19 protein-coding genes and 1 riboswitch are annotated in these 21,416 nt (G+C 40.6%); of the genes, 6 read left to right on the top strand and 13 right to left on the bottom strand.

From position 1 onward, the window contains the following. Window position 1: 1 nt before the first annotated feature. The 3 genes from MKL38_RS09915 to gacA are packed head-to-tail and all read right to left on the bottom strand — an operon-like array spanning window position 2 to window position 3,658. On the bottom strand, window positions 2-1,420 hold the full coding sequence (locus MKL38_RS09915) for a sigma-54-dependent transcriptional regulator (RefSeq protein WP_270903169.1): 1,419 nt from the start codon (window positions 1,418-1,420) through the stop codon (window positions 2-4). A 23-nt stretch (window positions 1,421-1,443) separates the two neighbouring features. Then, complete coding sequence (locus MKL38_RS09910) at window positions 1,444-3,012, bottom strand: sensor histidine kinase (RefSeq protein ID WP_270903168.1); 1,569 nt, start codon at window positions 3,010-3,012, stop codon at window positions 1,444-1,446. A gap of 10 nt (window positions 3,013-3,022) precedes the next feature. Further along, the gene (gacA, locus tag MKL38_RS09905) at window positions 3,023-3,658 is read right to left on the bottom strand and encodes a response regulator transcription factor GacA (RefSeq protein ID WP_003654436.1); all 636 of its coding nucleotides are present in this window, start codon (window positions 3,656-3,658) and stop codon (window positions 3,023-3,025) included. A 212-nt stretch (window positions 3,659-3,870) separates the two neighbouring features. Here gacA and pbpG point away from each other — a divergent pair, with 212 nt between their 5' ends. Continuing rightward, entirely contained in the window at window positions 3,871-4,917 is a 1,047-nt protein-coding gene (pbpG, locus tag MKL38_RS09900) for a D-alanyl-D-alanine endopeptidase PBP7/8 (RefSeq protein WP_270903167.1), read from the top strand. A 108-nt stretch (window positions 4,918-5,025) separates the two neighbouring features. On the opposite strand, the gene thrC is transcribed toward pbpG, so the two are convergent. From thrC to xerD, 4 genes are all read right to left on the bottom strand, one after another. Further along, a complete protein-coding gene (gene thrC, locus MKL38_RS09895) occupies window positions 5,026-6,165 on the bottom strand; it encodes a threonine synthase (protein WP_270903166.1) in 1,140 nt (379 codons plus the stop codon). 54 nt (window positions 6,166-6,219) lie between these two features. Beyond that, window positions 6,220-7,521: a homoserine dehydrogenase gene (locus tag MKL38_RS09890; protein WP_004640662.1), complete on the bottom strand. Its 1,302-nt coding sequence runs from the start codon at window positions 7,519-7,521 to the stop codon at window positions 6,220-6,222. A 243-nt stretch (window positions 7,522-7,764) separates the two neighbouring features. After that, a complete protein-coding gene (locus MKL38_RS09885) occupies window positions 7,765-8,577 on the bottom strand; it encodes a DsbC family protein (protein WP_004640665.1) in 813 nt (270 codons plus the stop codon). 146 nt (window positions 8,578-8,723) lie between these two features. Beyond that, on the bottom strand, window positions 8,724-9,644 hold the full coding sequence (gene xerD / locus MKL38_RS09880) for a site-specific tyrosine recombinase XerD (protein WP_005037320.1): 921 nt from the start codon (window positions 9,642-9,644) through the stop codon (window positions 8,724-8,726). A gap of 143 nt (window positions 9,645-9,787) precedes the next feature. On the opposite strand from xerD, the gene MKL38_RS09875 reads away from it, so the two are divergent. The 5 genes from MKL38_RS09875 (at window position 9,788) to ftsW (ending at window position 14,901) form a co-directional block, all read left to right on the top strand. Beyond that, a complete protein-coding gene (locus MKL38_RS09875) occupies window positions 9,788-10,051 on the top strand; it encodes a FeoA family protein (protein WP_270903165.1) in 264 nt (87 codons plus the stop codon). Continuing rightward, on the top strand, window positions 10,048-11,901 hold the full coding sequence (gene feoB / locus MKL38_RS09870) for a ferrous iron transporter B (RefSeq protein WP_209831418.1): 1,854 nt from the start codon (window positions 10,048-10,050) through the stop codon (window positions 11,899-11,901). The genes MKL38_RS09875 and feoB overlap by 4 nt, the downstream gene beginning before the upstream one ends. Window positions 11,902-11,921: 20 nt before the next feature. Next, window positions 11,922-12,173 carry a DUF6587 family protein gene (locus MKL38_RS09865; RefSeq protein WP_003654445.1) on the top strand — a complete coding sequence of 84 codons (252 nt, stop codon included), beginning with the start codon at window positions 11,922-11,924 and terminating at the stop codon, window positions 12,171-12,173. 160 nt (window positions 12,174-12,333) lie between these two features. Beyond that, entirely contained in the window at window positions 12,334-13,680 is a 1,347-nt protein-coding gene (gene murD, locus MKL38_RS09860) for a UDP-N-acetylmuramoyl-L-alanine--D-glutamate ligase (protein WP_270903164.1), read from the top strand. A gap of 24 nt (window positions 13,681-13,704) precedes the next feature. Then, window positions 13,705-14,901: a putative lipid II flippase FtsW gene (ftsW, locus tag MKL38_RS09855; protein WP_005037312.1), complete on the top strand. Its 1,197-nt coding sequence runs from the start codon at window positions 13,705-13,707 to the stop codon at window positions 14,899-14,901. Between the two features lie 49 nt (window positions 14,902-14,950). On the opposite strand, the gene gluQRS is transcribed toward ftsW, so the two are convergent. From gluQRS to MKL38_RS09825, 6 genes are all read right to left on the bottom strand, one after another. Further along, complete coding sequence (gene gluQRS, locus MKL38_RS09850) at window positions 14,951-15,847, bottom strand: tRNA glutamyl-Q(34) synthetase GluQRS (RefSeq protein ID WP_270903163.1); 897 nt, start codon at window positions 15,845-15,847, stop codon at window positions 14,951-14,953. 1 nt (window position 15,848) lies between these two features. Then, window positions 15,849-16,385 (bottom strand): RNA polymerase-binding protein DksA, encoded by a 537-nt coding sequence (gene dksA / locus MKL38_RS09845; RefSeq protein ID WP_004640678.1) that lies wholly within the window; start codon window positions 16,383-16,385, stop codon window positions 15,849-15,851. A 210-nt stretch (window positions 16,386-16,595) separates the two neighbouring features. Beyond that, entirely contained in the window at window positions 16,596-17,408 is an 813-nt protein-coding gene (cpdA, locus tag MKL38_RS09840; protein WP_270903162.1) for a 3',5'-cyclic-AMP phosphodiesterase, read from the bottom strand. Continuing rightward, window positions 17,405-18,040 carry an NUDIX domain-containing protein gene (locus MKL38_RS09835; RefSeq protein WP_045437255.1) on the bottom strand — a complete coding sequence of 212 codons (636 nt, stop codon included), beginning with the start codon at window positions 18,038-18,040 and terminating at the stop codon, window positions 17,405-17,407. The genes cpdA and MKL38_RS09835 overlap by 4 nt, the downstream gene beginning before the upstream one ends. A gap of 75 nt (window positions 18,041-18,115) precedes the next feature. Continuing rightward, a complete protein-coding gene (gene thiC / locus MKL38_RS09830; RefSeq protein WP_003654459.1) occupies window positions 18,116-19,993 on the bottom strand; it encodes a phosphomethylpyrimidine synthase ThiC in 1,878 nt (625 codons plus the stop codon). 88 nt (window positions 19,994-20,081) lie between these two features. Beyond that, window positions 20,082-20,216, bottom strand: a riboswitch (TPP riboswitch). A gap of 34 nt (window positions 20,217-20,250) precedes the next feature. Beyond that, a complete protein-coding gene (locus MKL38_RS09825; protein WP_270903161.1) occupies window positions 20,251-21,336 on the bottom strand; it encodes a hypothetical protein in 1,086 nt (361 codons plus the stop codon). Window positions 21,337-21,416: the final 80 nt, after the last annotated feature.

The raw sequence follows: 21,416 nt of genomic DNA, 5'->3' as shown, positions 1-21,416 counted from the left end.
TTTATACTTCCTCTCCCAATTCAGTATCTAAGCCAAACTTTTTCAATCGATAGCGTAAAGAGCGGAAGGTCATTCCTAACTTCTTAGCTGCTAAGGTCCTGTTCCAATGTGTCATGTCCAACGCGTTCAGTAGAATATCTTTTTCAATATTTTCTAAGTAGCGTTCTAAGCCTTCCATTGGTAATTTTGGTCGAGTCTGAGCAATCGCAGTTGATGTGTCATTCACTTGTTTAGTTGTGATTTGCGAGTTAACGCTACTGCCTCTGAGAGGAGGTGCTAAGTGTGTTAAATCAATACATTCATCATCACTTAAGGTAATAGCTCGTTCAATCATATTTCTTAATTCACGAACATTACCTGGAAAATCTTGCTGCAATAAATAAGTTTCAGCAGTAGTGGTTAATTGTTTGCTTGGAATTTCCCATTCCATACAAACCTTTTGAATAAAATGATTGGCTAATAACAAAATATCTCCACCGCGCTCACGTAGTGGCGGCAACATGATATCCATAACATGAATACGGAAAAATAAGTCCTGACGGAATTTGCCTTGTCGGACTAATAACTCTAAATCTTGGTGGCTGGCGCTAATCACCCGAAAATCAACATCGATTTCCTGATCTGAACCTACTGGGCGAATTTTTTTCTCTTGTACTGCCCGAAGTAATTTGACTTGCATACTTAAAGGCAATTCAGCAATTTCATCTAAAAATAAGCTGCCGCCATGAGCAGACAAAATCAGGCCTTGTTTGTCTTGGGTAGCTCCAGTAAAACTGCCTTTTTTATGTCCAAAAAGTTCACTTTCCATGAGCTCAGTTGGAATTGCTCCACAGTTAATCGCAATAAATGGACCTTCGCTGCGGTTACTCAAACGGTGAATAAGATTAGCAACAACTTCTTTACCTGTACCAGATTCCCCCGTAACAAACACAGGAGCTTGGGAACGAGCTATTTTTTTTATAGCAATACGCAAGTTTTGTATCGGTGGAGAACGTCCAATCAATAGGTCATTTTCCAACGTTATTTCACCGAACTCATGCTCTGGTTTTGGCTGATTTAGCGCTTTTTTTAATAACTGATCTAAATGAATTTGGTTAATAGGTTTACTTACAAAGTCAAAAGCTCCCGCCTTTAACGCTGCAATTGCAATATCCATATTGCCGTACGCAGTTAAAACTGCAATTGGTGTGTGAGAATAAGTTTGAGAAACATGTTTAACTAATTCTAAACCGCTACCGTCGGGTAGGTTTAAATCGGTTAAGCATGCATCGTAATGAAACTGAGTAAAGAGTTGTTTGGCCTGTTCAACCCGATAAGCAAGATGTGTTTTAATCCCCATTCGCGCAAGAGTCATTTGCATTAAAAGGCACAAATCTTCTTCATCGTCTACAAGCAAAACTAGTGGTTGCTGTTCTGCCATTTCCCCAAAAACCTAATAAAAAATCAATATATTATTGGGCATGCCATTCGGAAGCATGCCCCTTGTTTTTGCTCTACATATGTGAGCTTTGCATGGTTTGCCTCACAAAAACTATGAGACAAATATAATCCTAAACCAGTTCCATTAATTTCGGTACTAAAAAATGGTTTAAATAATTGAGATATATCACGTTTTGAAACACCTTCACCGTAATCGATCACATCAATATAAATTTTATTTGTTTGTGAATGAATGTTGATCAGAACATGGGGTGAATCGGGTGCATTATGTCGTAAAGCATTCCTGACAAGGTTAATCAGCACTTGTCTTAGTTGTTTCTCGTCAAATAATAATTTTAAGGATGAATCAGAGATTTTAAGCTGTATAGAATGTTTAACATCCGATAGATCTTCGTCTAATAACGTCTTTATGAAGTCGTTTAATTCAATCTGGATTGGATGAGTTCTTTCGCTGCTGGCAAGTCCTAAGGTGTCTTGAACAATACTATCGATGCGTTTTGTTTGCTTACCAATCATACGGCGTAAAGTATTTTGCTGCTCTAAATCACTATCTTTAAGTAAGTCATTTGCCTGAACAATTGCTGCCAGGGGATTACGGATTTCATGTGCAATACTGGCTGAAAGTTGCCCTAAGGCAGCCAGTTTGAGTTGTTGAGCTTGCTGATTAATGTGTTGTGCATCTTGTAAAATGAGTAGCGTCAATGCTTGTTGCGGCACCACAAGATGCTGCACTTTAATGTTAATAGAGTAAGCCGACAGTCGAGACTCAAAAATAAATCGATCACCTTCTTGTAGGTTATCAAACTTAAGAATTTCAAATAAATCGGGGTGCCATTTTGCTAAAGGATATTTTTCACTGGCAAATTGTGGGGGAATGCCTAACAGAGAGCAGGCAGCCGGATTACTTAGAACAATGTCGTAGTTTTCATCTAGAACAAGATAGCCTTCTTCAATTTGTTCCAAAATATAGCGGTTAATATTTTGTAGTTGATAGAGTTCTATTGATTGGTGGAAAGTTAGCGCCTCAAGTAATTTAAAGCGCTGAACCGCAATTTGTCCGATCCCATGCACCACAAAAAATAAGAAGGCTAATAAAGCACTATTACCAATAGTATTTAGATTATTGTAGTCAAATAAACTACCGACAAAACGTTGGTAAATAACAGCAATGACCGCAAGTAATGTAATGAGTAAAGACATTCTTGCGCTGAGTAAAATTGCCGAGGTGAATATAGCAATAACATACAGCAAGCTGAGTTGTAGATTTGGTTCACCTACAGAAAATGTAAGTAAACTCAGACAGATAACATCAACCACAAAAAACAAAATAAGCTGCTTTGTTGCCTGAGTTGCAATAAACTTAAAACACAAAAGCTGAAGAAGGCTTAATATGGAATAGCCAAGCAGTGTGTAAAAATATAATGCGGGTTGTTGTAGACTATTGTCGATTTGAGCATCGGTTAAAACCAAAATAATATTGAGGCTAACCGCAATAATAAGACGATATAAACCATACCACGTGCCCAAACGAAAAATCGTATTGGACAACGATGAGTTTAAGGGAAATTGCATATAAGCTTGATTACGGCTTGATCAGACCATAACGGATCGCAAGATGAGTTAGTTTAACGTCACTATCGATGGCGAGTTTTTCAAAAATACGGTAGCGGTAAGTATTCACTGTTTTGACACTTACAAAAAGTTTGTCCGCAATTTCTTGAGCGCTAATACAATTTACAACCATCATTGCAACTTGCATTTCTCGTTCGGATAGAGCGTCAAAAGGTGATTGTTGTGTGTCTGATAGATAGGAACTCGCCAACTGCTCAGCAATATCGGCACTGAAGTATTTACCACCTTGCATGACTTTGTTGATTGCTCGAACCATTTCTGTAATTGGAGCACCTTTCGTGATGTAGCCTTTAGCTCCTGCTTTAAGCAAAAGAGAAGGGTAAGGTTCTTCTGATAAGCCACTTACAGCAATAACTTTTGTATCTGGTGCGGTTTGTAGTAAACGACGCGTTGTTTCTACGCCCCCGATGCCTGGCATGTTGACATCAAGTAGCACAACTTGAGGATGTTTCTGACGAACAATAGCAATTGCTTCTTCACCCGATTCGGCTTGTCCAATGACCTCTACATCGGCATGATCTTCTAACATACGGCAAATGCCTGTACGTACAAGTTCATGGTCATCCACAACTAAAACTGTAATCAAGAAGACCTCCTTTCTTTCAAAAAACAAGTTTTTTGTTACATAAAGCAAAATTAGCTTGCAATGGAATGACAAAATTAGCAATCCTATTCTTATATAGTGAGCGAATAGTTGTGCACAATTGTGTCGGTAAAAGCGTTATACCTTATACCTCAAATGTAAGGCATAATTATAGTAAGCGCAAATGTGTATCACCCTGAGTCGAGTATTGTGCCGTGAAAAATTCTAAAAAGTCTTTAATACATGTGCTAAGCATGTCTATTTTGCTTAGTTTGAGTTCAACAAGCTTTGCAGAACTCGTCAATAACCCGTCCTCAGGGAGTAGTGGTACTGCAAGCTTAAATTGGTCTTCAGCTGACGCTAGCCAATTTTTGAATGAGGAAGATGATGAACCCACTCCGCAAGGTTCAACATCTGTAACTACAACATTGCGTGGTGGGAATGCACCGAAAGTTATAGCGTCTGCTCCTAAGCTTGCTCCAATTCGTGATACGAGTGGGTACAATGCTCAGCCGAGTGTAAGTGCTCGAGCTGCGTTAGTGATGGATGCGCAAACTGGTGAAGTACTGTTTAGTAAAAATACGAACGCTTCTGTGCCAATTGCATCTATTACCAAGTTAATGACAGCAGTGGTAACGGCAGATGCTCGTTTAAACATGTCAGAAGAAATTATGTTAGAGCAAATTGATTTTGCTGGCGCAGGTGGTAAAAATTCAAGTTCAACACTCCGTGTTGGCGACAAGATGAACCGTGCAGAAGTGTTGTTGTTTGCTTTAATGAAGTCTGAAAATCCGGCAGCAGCGGCTTTAGCGCGTACTTATCCGGGTGGTCGTCCTGCATTCGTTGCTGCAATGAACTCTAAAGCACGTGCTTTAGGTATGAACGCAACTCATTATTATGAATCTACAGGCTTAGATCCGCGCAATGTATCTTCTGCGCGTGACTTAGGGATCTTGGCGAGTACAGCATCTCAATACGGTTTGATTCGTCAATTTTCAACCACACCAACTTATGATTTCAACTTGGGTTATCGCGTATTGAAATCTAATAATACCAATGCTCTAGTGCGTAATGGTGGTTGGAATATTAACTTGTCTAAAACGGGTTATATCAATGAAGCAGGTCGCTGTGTTGTCATGCATACGACTGTAAACTCACGTCCAGCAGTGATTGTATTGCTTGGTGAGCCAAGTTCGCAAGCACGTAATAATGATGCAACTAACCTATTGAGTTGGTTAAGTAATTTACCAAAACGTATTTAATTTAATTATTCTAAAAACGCTTCTATCTAGAAGCGTTTTTTTATAGCTATTAAAAAAGACATAAAAAAACGGCTGTGTTGAACAGCCGTTTTTATGAAAACTCAGATTTTACATGTTAGATAAAATCGAATCTTTTACTTGGCTCATTGTTGCATCAATTGACAACATTACTGCATCAGCACATTGTTTGATTGCAGTATCTGGGTCTTTTAAGCCATTACCAGTCACTGTACATACAATTACAGAACCTGCAGCAATTTTACCTGCTTTAATGTCACGAATTGCACCACCGATAGAAGCAGCAGATGCTGGCTCAACAAATACGCCTTCATACATAGAAAGTAAGCGCTGAGCTTCTAAAATCTCGCTGTCTTGAAGTTCATCAAACCAGCCTTTAGAGTCACGTACTACCGCTTTAGCATGGTTCCAGCTTTGTGGGTTACCAATACGAATTGCAGTTGCAACTGTTTCTGGGTTTTCAACTGGAGCACCACGTAAGAATGGAGCTGCGCCAGAAGCCTGATAACCTACCATTGTTGGTAAACCTTCAGGTTTTGGACCAGTAAACTGATCTGTTGCTGCGTCATAAATAACTTGTTCAAACTGATCAGCAGGCTGATTTGCTACTGCTTCAGTATAGCCCATCCAGTGAGCTGTGATGTTACCTGCGTTACCTACAGGTAAGCAGTGATAATCAGGTGCACGGCCTAAAGCTTCAACGATCTCATAAGCAATGGTTTTTTGGCCTTGCAAACGGTAAGGGTTGATTGAGTTTACAATCGTTACAGGCGCTTGATCAGCAACTTCTTTTACAAGACGCATACCATCATCGAAGTTACCACGGATTTGCATAGTGATCGCACCATACATCATCGCTTGCGCCATTTTACCCATCGCAATTTTGCCTTCTGGAATCAAAACAAACGCTTTGATACCTGCACGTGCAGCATAAGCAGCAGCAGCAGCAGAAGTGTTACCAGTAGATGCACAGATAATCGCTTTAGAGCCTTCTTCAACCGCTTTGGTTACAGCCATGGTCATACCACGGTCTTTAAATGAACCAGTTGGGTTTAAACCCTCATATTTCACATAAATTTCAACATCTTTGCCAATAATACGTGGAATATTCTCTAGTTTAATGAGTGGGGTGTTGCCTTCCCCCAAAGAGATAGCACGAGTAGTTGCCGAAACTGGCAAACGGTCACGATAACGATCTACAAGACCAGTATAACGATTGGCATTAGACATGATGGTGTTCCAATTAGAGATGAAGCGGGAGAGGGAATCTTTCCCTCAACCTGATTAACTATCGAGCGATTCTAAACGAATTCTTACGATTTCGCCACGAATTGCAGGTAAGGCTTGAATTTGTGCAAGTGCCTCATCCATTTTAGATTCGACGATTGGATCGGTGAGAATCACGATTGGAATAAGGTCTTTTAAACGGGATTGTTGCATGATGGCATCAATACTAATTCCAGCACGGCTTAAGATGGTAGTGACATCTGCAAGTACGCCAGTTTGATCTTCTGCATTTAAGCGGATGTAATAACCTGTGGTCATTTCTTCACGGCTTAAAATTGGCACATTTGTTAATGCTTCAAAAGCAAGTTGAGGAATAGTTCCAGCACCATCTTCGGTATAAGAAATATCACGGACAATATCAATTACATCGGCAACAACAGCAGAAGCAGTTGGACCAGCACCAGCACCAGCGCCGTAATAGAGTGTAGGGCCTACAGCATGCGCTTGAACTAAAACAGCATTTTTAACACCATTTACATTGGCAATAAGCTGCTCATCTGGAATGAGTGTTGGGTGAACACGTAACTCAATACCTTTTTCAGCACGGCGGGCAATACCTAGGTGTTTAATGCGGAAACCGAGATCTTCGGCATATTTCACATCTTGTGCAGTAATTTTGCTAATACCTTCGGTATAGACCTTATCGAACTGAAGCGGAATACCAAACGCACAAGACGCTAAAATTGTAAGTTTGTGCGCAGCATCGATACCTTCAACGTCAAAAGTTGGATCTGCTTCTGCATAGCCAAGTTCTTGAGCTTCTTTTAATACATCATCAAATGCACGACCTTTCTCACGCATTTCGGTCAGAATAAAGTTGCCTGTGCCGTTAATGATACCTGCCAACCATTGAATATGGTTTGCAGCAAGACCTTCACGGATGACTTTAATAATTGGAATACCGCCAGCAACGGCTGCTTCATAAGCGATTTGCACAGCATTATCTTCAGCTGCTTTAAATAGTTCGTTGCCATGTTCAGCGAGTAGAGCTTTATTTGCAGTAACGACTTGTTTGCCGTGTTTGATCGCTTCCATTATGACTTCGTAAGCAGGGTGTATACCACCCATCACTTCAACAACCATATCAACATCTGGTTGACGAACGATATCAAGTAAATCTGCGCTTTGTTTAATCCCTTCTAATTCGAGATCTGGACGAGGGCGGCGTGTTCCAACGTGGGTAATTTGAATTTCTCGACCGGTGCGACGTTTAATTTCAGCGGCATTTTCTTGTAGTAGTTTAAGGGCTCCTCCACCTACGGTTCCTAGACCGAGTATTGCCAGGCGAACTGGTTTCACGTCACACTCCATTCATCATTTAATCATTTAGTTGAAGCTAGATCATAGCTAAAAAAAACGCCAGACTCTAGCGCTTTTAGTGCCTGTTCAATGAATTAGAGTGCGATGTTTGGAAAAGAAGAGTAGATCAGTCTTTAAACACAGGTGGATAAAGTATTAATTAGTGAAAAAACAAAGCGCTGCAATAAGAGCAGCGCTTTTCTTAAGAGACAGATGATTAATCATTCATCAACTTTAAGTGGATTATTTATCCAGACGTTTAATTAATTCATCTGGTGTTAGATATCCACCCAAGTACTCGCCATCAGCATTGTAAATAGCAGGTGTACCATTTACACCCATATTCAAGCCAAGTTGATATTGCTCTCGAACAGGGTTTTTACATTGAGCTGGTGGAATGTTGATACCTTGTACTGCTTGATTAAAGGCAGCTTTACGATCTGCACTACACCATACAGCTTCCATGGTCGGCATAAATTGTTCGCCGCGTGGCCAAGCGATATAGCGTATCTCAATACCCTTTTCATTAATTTCGGGTATGTGCTCATGTAGCTTATGGCAATAAGGACAGCTTGCATCGGTAAACACATAGATCACGTGCTTAGCCTTACCTTTTGCAGGGTAGACAATAAGATCTTCATTTTTTAAAGCGGCAAGATGCTTTTTATTTTCTGATGCTTGAAGTGAGTCACCAATATTATGAAGCTCTTTGCCTCCTAAGCGGATAACATCACCTTGAATTAAATATTTACCATCACTTGTTGTATAAACTGATGTCATCCCTTCTAGATTTACCCAATATAAATTAGGAACTTCAGTCGGCTTGATATCTAAAATTTTGGCGCTGATATTTGCATTCTTAAATTGTTTTTGCAAAGTTTCGATCAAACGCTGCTTGGCATTACGCTCGATAATGGTTGAAGCTTCCCCTGTAGCAGGTGCAGTCGCTGTGAGCGCATCTTCTTTTTGTGGTTTGTTTTCTTTAGAACAAGCACTGAACAAAAGGCTAGATGCCAGAGTACAGGCAAGAAAAATTTGAGAGCGGGTAAAAGACATAGATAACCCTTATTTCATCAGTATTTATAGTCAGAAGCTGCTAAGCATACCAAAAAATCTAACGTGTATTGTTAAAACTTTCTTAACCTTTGTGAACGAAATCAAACGATTGATCTGAAATACTTGCGTGGAGCTTGAAAGCTTTATCATCCTCTAGGGTGATGTTTTTCATGTAGTTGTTGCATTCTGACTTGCGCAACATGTGTATAGATTTGAGTTGTAGATAAATCGCTATGACCCAGTAACATTTGCACGACGCGTAAGTCTGCGCCGTGATTGAGCAGATGCGTTGCGAATGCATGGCGCAAGGTATGAGGTGAGAGTTCAGCTTGAATATTGGCTTGTAGCGCATAGCGTTTAATGGCATACCAAAAGTTTTGTCGACTCATAATCCCGCCATGTTGGGTTAAAAAGAGATAGTCAGTCGAACTTTTATAGAGTTGAGGCCGAGCATTATTCAAATAGCGTTCTACCCACTCACAGGCAAATTGTCCTAACGGCACCAAACGCTCTTTATTGCCTTTACCTGTAACACGTAAATAGCCTTGTTTTAAATTAATAAGTTCCAGACGCAAGTTAAGTAATTCTGAAACACGCAAACCACATGCATAAAGCACTTCAAACATTGCTCGGTCACGTAAGCCAAGTGCTGTATTGATATCTGGTGCTTGAATCAGGGATTCGACATCTTCTTCAGATAGATCTTTGGGTAATGCTCGTCCAATTTTAGGAGAGTGGTGGGTCGCAACGGGATTGTCACTCCGTAACTTCTGTTCACGTAAAAATTTGTAAAACTGACGTAGGGCAGATAAACACCGTGCAATTGAGCGGGGACTTTTTCCTGCTTTTGTCAGTTCGATAAGAACATCAGCAATATCATCACTTGACCATTGTGGAAGAGTATTTTTTTTATGGAGTTCGCTGCATTGAATGAGGTCAGATAAATAAGCATTACGTGTATGTGGACTCACTGTCTGTGCAACGAGATAGTCGCGAAAACCTTGTAAAAAGCTTAAATGTTCTGGAATTTGAACAGGGCTTGGAATACGCGGTTTTTTATTTAACATACACTACATCCTCTAAACCTCTGTACTGTAAAAGAAACTTTAAGGTTTGTCGATTAAACTGAATAGGAAGTGAAATTTAACCTTATTTGGTAATTATTCTCATTTATATGTATACTAGAAAAAAAGGTTTAGGATCGGATGCGGTGCGTTTATCAGCTTTAAAAGTGAAGCAAGCGGCGACCATCAGCAAAGTGAATCGGATATCAATAGAGTCCGAGCAGCAAGATTTGGTCGCAATTCGTTTGGAAAGTCTGGGCTTTGTGCCAGGCACACGAGTGGAAGTGATTACCAAGGGTATTTTTGGTGGTGATCCGATCTTGATCCAAATTGGCTTTACTCGTTTCGCTTTGCGTAAAGCAGAAGCGGACAAAATCGAAATTCAAGTAGAAGAAGGAGTACCCGCATGAGTGATGCGTTACGTATTGCCCTTGTGGGAAATCCAAACTGTGGTAAAACCTCTCTTTTTAACCATTTAACTGGAACTCGACAAAAAGTCGCAAACTATGCGGGCGTAACTGTCGAGCGTAAAGTAGGTCATTTTCAGTTACCTTCAGGGCGTGCAGTGCGTGTACTCGATTTACCGGGTACATATAGTCTAAATGCAACCAGTCCTGATGAGGTTATTACCCGTGATGTTTGTTTGGGTAAGATTGCCGAAGAAGGTCAGCAAGATGCCTTTTTATGTGTGGTCGATGCGACTAACTTAAAATTGCATTTAGGACTAGTGCTCGAAATGATTGAGCTTGGCCGTCCGATTTTACTTGTACTGAATATGATGGATGAAGCGCGTCGTCGTGGTATCCAAATTAATACTCAAAAGTTGTCTCAACGTTTGGGCGTAGCAGTCGTTGAGACAGTTGCTGTTCGTAATGCGGGTATTGAAAATTTATTACATGCCCTTGATCAAGAAAAATACAGTGTGCCACAGACCGAACTGAGTGGTTTGACTGGGACGCATCATCAAAAAATCGATATGATTTTTAAAGATGTTGTTCAATATGTCGATCAGGGAGATAAGCGTACTGATTTTCTAGATCGAATTTTCTTACACCCAGTTTTAGGCCTACTTAGCCTTGCCCTCATGATGTTTATTGTGTTTCAGGCAGTTTTTGCTTGGGCAGCTCCGTTCATGGATGGCATTGAAGGCTTCTTTGGCTGGTTGGGTGAAGTAATAGGAAGTGTGATTACACAGCCCCTACTGCATAGTTTGGTTGTTGACGGAATTATTGCTGGTGCAGGTGGCGTAGTTGTGTTCTTGCCACAAATTCTAATCTTGTTCTTCTTTATTTTAGTATTAGAAGAATCGGGTTATTTACCACGTGCAGCATTCTTGCTTGATAAATTAATGTTTCAAGCTGGTTTAAGCGGACGAGCCTTTATTCCTTTACTTTCAAGCTTTGCCTGTGCAGTACCGGGAATTATGGCAACGCGTAGTATTAGTGACCCTCGTGATCGCTTTACGACCATTATGGTTGCACCATTAATGACCTGTTCGGCACGTTTGCCCGTATATGCTTTGCTGATTGCAGCTTTTATTCCAGAGAAAATGATCTGGGGTATTTTCAACTTGCAAGGTCTGGTGCTATTTGGTCTGTACATGGCTGGTATTGTGAGTGCTCTTTGCGTTTCATTTTTAATGAAGTTTTTGCAAAAAGATAAGTCACAGCATGCTTTACTGCTAGAGCTACCGAGTTATCGTTTCCCTGATTTAAAAAGTGTGGGAATTGGTTTGCTGGATCGTGCAAAGATCTTCTTGAAACGTGTCGGTGGAATCATTTTTGCGCTTTCTATTTTGCTCTGGTTTTTGTGTACTTTCCCACAGCCACCAGAAGGGGCAACATTGCCGGCTATAGATTATAGTTTTGCCGGTATGCTCGGACATCTTATCCAACCTTTATTTGCTCCAATTGGTTTTAACTGGCAAATCTGTATTGCTTTAATTCCAGCAATGGCAGCACGTGAAGTCGTAGTGGCAGCATTAGGTACAGTTTATGCTTTGTCTGCAACGAGTGACGATGCTGTAGCTCAAGGTTTGTCACATCTGATTAGTGCAGATGGCTCGGGTTGGTCCTTGGCAACAGGATTATCGCTTTTAGTGTGGTTCATTTATGCTCCACATTGTTTGGCCACATTGGCAACGGTACGACGTGAAACAGGTTCATGGAAACATGTTGCTGTCATGACTGCATATCTGTTCGGCTTGGCTTATTTGGCATCGTTTGTTACCTATCAAATTGCTTCCCACTATTGGGGTTAAGGCAAGAAAGGAGGTTGTACATGATTCAATATCTGATTATTGCGGTTTTAGTGAGCTGGAGTGCTGTTGTTGTTTTTAAGAAAGTATTTCCAAAAACAGCAAACTCAGTCTTTTCTACACTCTCTTCATTTTGTGAAAAGCAGGGTTGGACAACCTTGGCAAAATGGCTTAAGCCAAAAATGACCTTTGGCTGTGCTGGCGGCTGTGGTTGCTCAAGTGAAGATAAACCTACGAATACAGTTCAAGAAATTAAGCCGATTAAATGGCAATAAATTTAGTATTTCTTGTTTCGTCTAAAAAGCCATCATATTGATGGCTTTTTTACGCACTGACACAAAAAAAGATGAATAAAGTTCAAACTGAAAAAGCATTCAAAACAGCAAAGTGCTAACATTTTTGCCATTCTGTCGATTGATAAATTGTGGGGCAAAAATGTTAATACAACGTGGTGGATTAAAAGTTGTCGCAGGCTTGGGAATATCAGGCGTTTCTGCTGTTAATTTCCTGCATGAACAAGGCTACCAAGTTGCAGTAACGGATTCTCGTCCCACACCCCCAGGCTATGACCAGATTCCAGCTGGCGTTAAAACCAGCTTCGGTCAACTTGACCAAGAATTATTATTACAAGCAGAAGAAATTATTTTAAGCCCAGGCCTTGCACCGCAATTACCAGAAATTCAGGCAGCTATTGCTCAAGGGATTTCAGTGGTAGGCGATATTCAATTATTACGCCGTGCGACCGAAGTACCTATTGTGGCGATTACGGGTTCTAATGCGAAAAGTACAGTAACGACTTTAATTGGCTTAATGGCTAAAGATGCCGGTACGAAAGTTGCTGTTGGTGGAAACCTTGGACGCCCAGCTCTAGATTTATTAAAAGATCAACCAGAGTTGCTTGTACTTGAGTTATCAAGTTTTCAATTAGAAACCACGTCTCATTTGAATGCTGAGGTTGCTGTGGTTCTTAACATGAGTGAAGACCACTTAGATCGTCATGGCGATATGTGGGGTTACCACCAAGCAAAACACCGTATTTTCCAAGGTGTTAAAAAAGTCATATTTAACCGTGATGATGCTTTAAGTCGTCCTCTTGTTCCAGACACAACACCAATGCAAAGCTTTGGTCTAAATGCTCCAGACTTAAATCAATATGGTGTTTTAAGAGATGGAGATGGCACGCTTTGGCTTGCGCGTGGCCTACAGCGTTTAATTAAAAGCTCGGATTTATATATTCAAGGCATGCACAACGTAGCCAATGCTTTAGCTTGTTTGGCGCTAGGTGAAGCTATTGGCTTACCTATGGAATCTATGCTTGAAACGTTAAAACAGTTTAAAGGATTAGAGCACCGCTGCGAGTATGTGAGAACTGTACATGATGTACGTTATTACAATGACTCTAAAGGGACTAACGTTGGTGCTACACTTGCAGCAATTGATGGTTTAGGCGCTGCAATTGAGGTTAAAAAGGGTAAGGTTGCCTTGATTTTGGGTGGGCAGGGCAAAGGTCAAGATTTTGCTCCATTACGTTCTTCTATCGAAAAATATGCCAAAGTTGTGGTATTGATTGGTGAGGATGCTCCAGTTATTGAACAAGCTATTCAGGGCGCAACCAAAATTTTGCATGCAGCAACGCTCAAAGAAGCTGTAGAGCTGTGTCAACGTGAAACACAAGCTGAAGATGTTGTGTTGTTATCACCAGCCTGTGCAAGTTTTGATATGTTTAAAAGTTATAATGACCGTGGTCAGCAGTTTGTTGCCTGCGTCAATTCGTTGGTTTAAAGAAAACATGATTAGGAATGTAGTATGGCAGGCTTAGCTCAGACCACAATCCAGAAAATCAATCATTGGTATGAACGGATATTGCCTAAATGGCCAGCGGAAGTGACGCCACGTAATGTCCTGATTTTCTGTGTCGTTGCATTATTGTGTATCGGTTCAGTGATGGTCGCATCTGCTTCGATGCCCTATGCTGAATATATGCATGAAAACCCGTTTCACTATGTGATTCGTCATGGTATTTCGATTGTCGCTGCGGCTGTGGTGGCTTATTTGACCTATCGGATATCACTTAATACGTGGTTTAAAAATACTTTCCCGTTGTGGTTGTTGACCATGGTTCTTTTGCTTGCTGCTTTAGTAGTGGGTTCAGAAGTCAATGGTTCTACACGTTGGATTAAGATCGGTGGCTTTACTTTGCAGCCAACCGAGGTTGCTAAAGTCATGATGGCGATCTTTACCGCAGACTACGTTGTGCGCCGTGCCAAAGAGGTTCGTACTCATTGGAAAGGCTTATTACGTTTAAGTGGGGTCATGGCAATCACGGTCGGTTTGATTATTGCTGAGCCTGACTTGGGTGCTACGATCGTAATTGTATTGATGATGGTCGGGGTGTTCTTTTTAGCTGGTGCGCCGCCAACACAGTTCTTAATTATGTTGGGTGCGATTGTAACCGGTATTGTATTTTTAATTTTGTTTGAGCCTTACCGTTTCCAGCGTTTGATTTCATTTACTGACCCTTGGGCAGACCCATTAGGGGTTGGTTACCAGTTATCAAATGCGTTAATGGCCTTTGGCCGTGGTGAGTGGTTTGGTACAGGCTTAGGGCACAGTGTACAAAAGCTATCTTATTTGCCAGAAGCACATACTGACTTTATGTTGGCAGTGTTAGGTGAAGAGTTTGGTTTCTTTGGTATTTCGATTGTCATTGTATTATCTTTCTCGATGCTTGCATGTTGTATCAAAATTGGTCATCGTGCATTGAAACATCATTACCTTCGCGCAGGTTATTTGGCGTACGGCATTAGTATTATTTTCTTGCTCCAGATCTTGGTAAATGCGGGCATGAATATGGGTTTGATGCCGACTAAAGGTTTGACTCTGCCATTTATTAGTTATGGTGGTACATCTTTAATGATGTGTGCTGCGATGATTAGCTTGATCTTAAAGATTGATGCTTCAACACAAGAAGTTAACCCAGAAAGGGAAGAATCAAACTTCTAGTTGAGTATTTAGGTATTAAAAAACCCGATTTGATATCGGGTTTTTTAATTTATAGATATGTTCCACTCAGCTGCTCTACATGTGGAATTAAATCTACATTCCACTGCGCTACTGCTTGTTTAAGCATAACTTTAGGCTGGTCTAAATCAACGTTAGGTTGTCCTAGTGCTTGTATTGCTTGTTGCAGCAATTGAGGAGCTTTTGACAAATCGAGTGCTTGAGCAAGGTTTTGCTTAGAAAGCTTTTGCCCTTGATCGTTCATGGCGAGGGGAAGGTGCATATAGCTCAGTTTAGGGTAACCTAGGAGTTGACCCAGCCAGATCTGACGTTCGGTGTTATCTAATAGGTCGGAGCCTCGAACAACATGGGTGATGCCTTGCAGATAATCATCAACGACTACGGCAAGTTGATAGTTAATAATCCCGTCACGGCGTTTAAGAACAAAGTCTCCAAGGTCATGTTGCAGATTAGAACAATGAGTTCCTTGTAGTCGATCATCAAAACAGATCTGTTGATCTTGAACTTTTACCCGAATCGCTTGTCCTTGAAAATCAAGCCCTAGATTGCGGCAAGTTCCGGCGTAGATTGCATTTGAACCCAGCATTTTGCGTGTACATTGACAAGCATAGATAAGACCCTCTTTTTTAAGTTGGTCTAATACGCTTTCATAAATGTCTAAACGGTTTTTTTGAAAGATGATTTCTGCATCGGGTTCGAACTGGAAGGCTTCCAGTGATGTGAGAATATGATCTTCACTGCCTGGATAAATACGAGGGATATCTGTGTCTTCGACACGAACGAGCCATGTGCCATGATGGGCTTTTGCATCACAATAACTGGCAACGGCAGTAATGAGTGATCCAAAATGCAAAGGGCCGGTTGGCGATGGCGCAAACCGACCTGAATATGCAAAGCTAGGTTTCTCTTTAGGAGTTACCTCGGTCATATTAACCGTTATTTTGCTTCTCTTTGATTTCTGCCAAAGTTTTGCAATCAATACATAAAGTTGCCGTTGGACGTGCTTCTAAACGACGTAAGCCGATTTCGATACCACACGTTTCACAGAAACCATAGTCTTCATTTTTAATGGCTTCCATAGATTGTTCGATTTTACGAATTAACTTACGTTCACGGTCACGTGTACGCAATTCAATTGCAAACTCTTCTTCTTGGGTAGCACGGTCATTTACATCTGGCAATGCAGTTGATTCGTCTTGCATCGTATTCAACGTACGATCAACTTCAGACATCAATTCAGCTTTCCATGCTTGCAGAATTTGTCGGAAATGCTCGAGCTGTCCTTCAGACATGTACTCTTCATTTTTCTTAGGTTGATAAGGTGCAATACCAAATAAACTTGCAGTTGTGCCTATATCAGAAGTTTTAGGTTTCACTTTACGTGCACGTTTTGCAGAAGCTTTTTCACCTTCCACTACAACTTCTGTATGTTCATCCAAAACTTGGTTGTGGTTGTCATTCGCCATAATAGGGCATTCCTCATCATACACGTATTATCTATACGCAAAAAATATGGTGATATGCAAGTGTTTTTATAGAAAACCATCGATGGATTTTACCATCGGGTCGTCATCATATAGATTTTTCCTGCAAGATGATAGTCATTCCGACCCGTAAATATTTTCAAAACGTGTTTACCCTAGTCATAATTGCATATAAGCATATAAAAAATAGAGCTAATAGCCTGAAATATCAGTATTTATAAGGCCCTGAAAATTTTCAAGACGGAAGACTTCGGTTTCAAAACTACCATCGTTTTTTAGACGAATGTAACGGTAGCCGGGAGCATTTTGGTCTAGGGCAAAGTCATTACTAAACGGTTTAAACTGAACACTGGTCGATGGGGTCGAGAAAAATTCCATCCCTTGCCAAGTGTTGAGTGAGTCTTGGTGAACATGCCCGCAGACTAAAGCTTTTACATTTTTAAATGGAGCTAATGTTGTAAGCAACGCATTAGAATTTTGTAACTTGTGATGATCAATCCATTTGGATTTCATTGCAAAAGGATGATGATGACAAGCCAATAAAACAGGGTTATCTGAAAATTCTTCGAGTAATGTCGCTAAATTTTGTAGTTGTTCTGGTGACAGATGTCCATCAATCTGACCTTGTACCGCACTATTTAATAAAATAACACGCCAGTTTCCTAAGCCAATCACCACAGGTTCCTGATGGTTTTCTTTATGCAATGGAAAATGGTCAACGTTATCATGATTACCCAGTGTCTGAAAAAATGGCAGACCTAACGTTTGCATATATTGAATATAACGTTTGTACGTAATAGGCGTTGGTGCTTGAGCCAGATCTCCGGTATGGATAATGGCATCAGTTTCAGGATGTTTTTTCAGGATCTGTTGAATAATTGCATGAAAACTTTCTTCAGGATTCATCCCCACAAATTCTAAGTGCGGATATTCCAATAGGTGAGTATCGGTAATTTGTATAATGACATGGTCTTTTTGTGAAAGTGTTGAGACTTGAAAAGTCACCGTCCTACCTCGTCGGATTTTATTATCGTTGTGATGTGTTGAGACAGCCATTGTAACGCCATAATGACAGGAGCATTTCTTAAACGTCCGCTGTCGAGTAGAGTCTGAATTTCACTATAATTAAATAAGTGCAGTTGAATATTTTCACCTTCATTATCTACACCAAAAACGCCGCCTTCAGCAGGTAAATCGGTTTCGCTAACATAGAGATGAAATAACTCCGAGCACGCACCAGCTGACGGATAAAAGCTAAATAGATGTTGTAAATCCTGAACTGCACACCCTGACTCTTCGAGGCTCTCTCGACGAATACAACTCTCGGGTGTTTCATCACCGTCTAACACGCCTGCGATTATTTCCAGTTGCCATGGGGAGTGAGGGTCATCTAAAGCGCCAACACGAAACTGTTCAATAAGTGCGAACTGTTGTTTTTGATCGTTGTAGAGTAGAACGCCTGCAGCCTCAGGGCGATGAATAAGCTCGCGCTGTATTACAGGGGTATATTCAGACTGGTTAAATAGACGATGTCGAAGGCTGACTTTTTCAACCTGAATAAAACCGCGGAATACATATTCACGGGATGTTATTTCGACATCTTCAGATATATAGCTTGGATGTTCAACAATGCTCATGAGCCAGTCAGGATAAAATCTATTTATTTCATCCTAACTGAGAATCATGGCTAGGCAAGTGTTTTTTTTGAATATTTACACTTTGTGATACAGTTTTTGTCCTTGTTCTTGATAAACCTCTTTCATGGTTTTGAGGCCTTCTTCAACCTCTGTATTAATATTGGTGAGGTTGTTGGCATAGTCGCGAACATTCTGGGTGATTTTCATCGAGCAGAACTTTGGTCCACACATTGAGCAAAAGTGTGCAGATTTGTGAGCCTCTTTCGGTAAGGTTTCATCATGCATACTACGAGCTGTGTCAGGGTCCAGACTTAAGTTGAACTGATCATCCCAACGGAATTCAAAACGTGCTTTTGACAAGGCATTATCGCGAACCTGTGCACCCGGATGTCCTTTAGCAAGATCGGCCGCGTGAGCTGCAAGCTTGTAGGTAATAATCCCATCTTTAACATCTTTCTTGTTTGGTAGACCCAAATGCTCTTTTGGTGTGACATAGCAAAGCATAGCCGTGCCGTACCAACCAATCATGGCTGCACCAATTGCAGAGGTAATGTGGTCGTAACCCGGAGCGATATCAGTCGTTAAAGGCCCAAGCGTATAGAATGGTGCTTCTTTACAAACCTCTAGCTGCAAGTCCATGTTTTCTTTAATCATGTGCATTGGTACGTGACCAGGGCCTTCAATCATGACTTGAACATCATGTTCCCATGCACGATGAGTGAGTTCACCGAGTGTTTTAAGTTCGCTGAATTGTGCTTCGTCATTTGCGTCTTGGATACAGCCCGGACGTAGGCCATCGCCTAAACTGAACGAAACATCGTAGGCTTTCATGATTTCACAGATTTCATCGAAATGTGTATATAAGAAGTTTTCTTCATGATGCGCTAAACACCACTGCGCCATGATTGAACCACCACGAGAAACAATACCGGTCAAACGGTTTGCAGTGAGTGGTACGTAGCGAAGTAATACACCTGCATGAATCGTGAAGTAGTCAACGCCTTGTTCAGCTTGTTCAATAAGCGTGTCTTTAAAGATTTCCCAAGTCAGGTCCTCTGCAACACCATCCACTTTTTCAAGCGCTTGATAAATAGGTACGGTGCCGATTGGAACAGGTGAGTTACGAATAATCCATTCACGTGTTTCATGAATATTTTTACCTGTCGATAAATCCATAATGGTGTCAGCACCCCAACGGGTTGCCCATGTCATTTTGGCAACTTCTTCATCAATTGAAGAACCAAGCGCTGAGTTACCAATGTTGGCATTAATTTTAACCAAGAAGTTACGACCAATAATCATTGGCTCAAGTTCTGGATGGTTAATGTTGGCAGGAATGATCGCACGACCTTCAGCAACTTCTTGGCGAACAAATTCAGGTGTAATTTCTTTTAAATTTTTTGCACCAAAATTTTGTCCCGGATGCTGGCGCGTATCAACACCTTCACGCTGGCGCTGATTTTCGCGAATTGCAATATATTCCATTTCAGGTGTGATAATACCTTGCTTGGCATAGTGCATTTGAGAGACATTTTTACCAGCTTTGGCACGGCGTGGGTTTTGAATGTGGGCAAAGCGAATATCTGCGGTACGGATGTCTTTTAAACGTTCTTGACCAAACGTTGAAGTTAAACCAGAAAGTACGTCAGTATCGTTACGTTCTTCAATCCAGTTTTGGCGAACTGAAGGTAAACCTTTGTCTAAATCAATTTGAACATTTGGGTCGGTATAAACACCTGAAGTGTCATAGACCATAACAGGGGGATTATGTTCGCCACCAAGACCAGTAGGGGTGTCGGTGAGAGAAATTTCCCGCATTGGAACCTGAATGTCAGGGCGAGAGCCTTCAATATAAACTTTTTTTGAAGCGGGTAAGATGCGAGTTAAATCTTTTGCATCTTGTTCATGTTGCGCTGAAATTTCAACAGAAGAGAGATTCGTTAACTGGTTCATTACATGATCCTTATGAATAACATCAACGAATCAAGCACGACCAAAAACGATGGCGGATTTATCTTTACTAGATAAATTTGAGGCTTTAGTTTTTAGATGGCTTGATTCCTACGCAGGTCTTAACCTGATCAGGTTCAACGGTACTTGTGATCAAACTTGTGTTGCGATAACACGAAATTTACACAATCTCAGCGAGCTATTACTCGCGCTCCGTCAAGCGAATTACAGACTAACATGATTTAGGTTGGCTGGCATTGTCAATTTGTATCTATACAAACGGCATCTATATGGCAGTCACGATAGACTTCAGTGTTCCATGGCGAATCAAATTTTAATAGCTGCTCAAGTTGTTCATGGGTAATCTGATAATTTGATTTTTTATCGCCATTCTTTTCAGTTAAATCTATTTTAAATTGCTTATTGCGCTCTTCTACAGGCGTGGCAATAAATTTAAGAAATTGCTGGGCAGGTTTTGCTAAACTCGATTGGTTTTGTGTAGATAGAAAACGGATTTGTTCAAGAGCATCTTTATCAAACCATGTGTTTGGTGCATATTCATCTGAAACAGGTGTGTTATCTAGGCCAAAGAAAATAAAATAGCGATATTCGTTAAAGAGTAGTTTTGCATCACCAATAAAGTAGCTTTTTGGATATTTTTGAATAAATTTTTCCCAAAACAGCGCTCGTTCAGTAAGTTCTTTCCACGAAACAGCCAAAGCTCCATCGTTATAGAAAATATTTTGATTGTCTTTCGCCATACGAGTTAAAAACTCTTTTTGGTCCGCGGTTAAGGCTTTAGAAAAAACATCGACTAGATAGTTTGGCTGACGTCGATAGGTAAACATGCCTTCGCCTTGATAAAGGAGGTCAATATAGGCTTCACCATTATGTTGAAGTAAGTATTGGTCACGTGGACTAAGTTGGTCGAATAATTTTTTCTGGCTTTGAATGACTTTTTTAGGGTCTCGTTGTTTTTGTTCTAAAACAGCATAGCCAAAAGCTTCAAAAGCTCTGGCTGTTTTGTCAGTGTAGTCTTGCTTTAGAAAACGTTGATACATGGTAGTTGATGCATTAATAAGCTTAAGCTGTTCATCATTCTTTAAAGATGGAACACATGTTTTCAGCTTCTCATTAATTTGATTTAAGTCTTCTATTTTACTGTTCTGATTAATCTTCTGTATTGCAGCATTGATTTCGATACAGCTATTGTTTTGTTTACTTACATGCTTTTGTTCAGTTGACTTTTGCTCTTTAGAAACAGCTTGATCTTGCTGCGATGTTTTATTGCATCCAGATAAAAGTAGTGCGCTGCACACACTCATCATTAGAAATTTTTTCATCATTGTATTTTTATCGAAGTGAACATTGCTCAAATTATAACTCGGAAAAAGATTGCATCATTGTTAGAAATCTTTATTATTAG

The organism is Acinetobacter sp. AOR14_HL (genome assembly GCF_027855175.1).
GTDB lineage: Bacteria > Pseudomonadota > Gammaproteobacteria > Pseudomonadales > Moraxellaceae > Acinetobacter > Acinetobacter calcoaceticus.
Note: the sequence above shows the minus strand (reverse complement) of the source record. Positions and strands in the feature narration are given on the sequence as shown.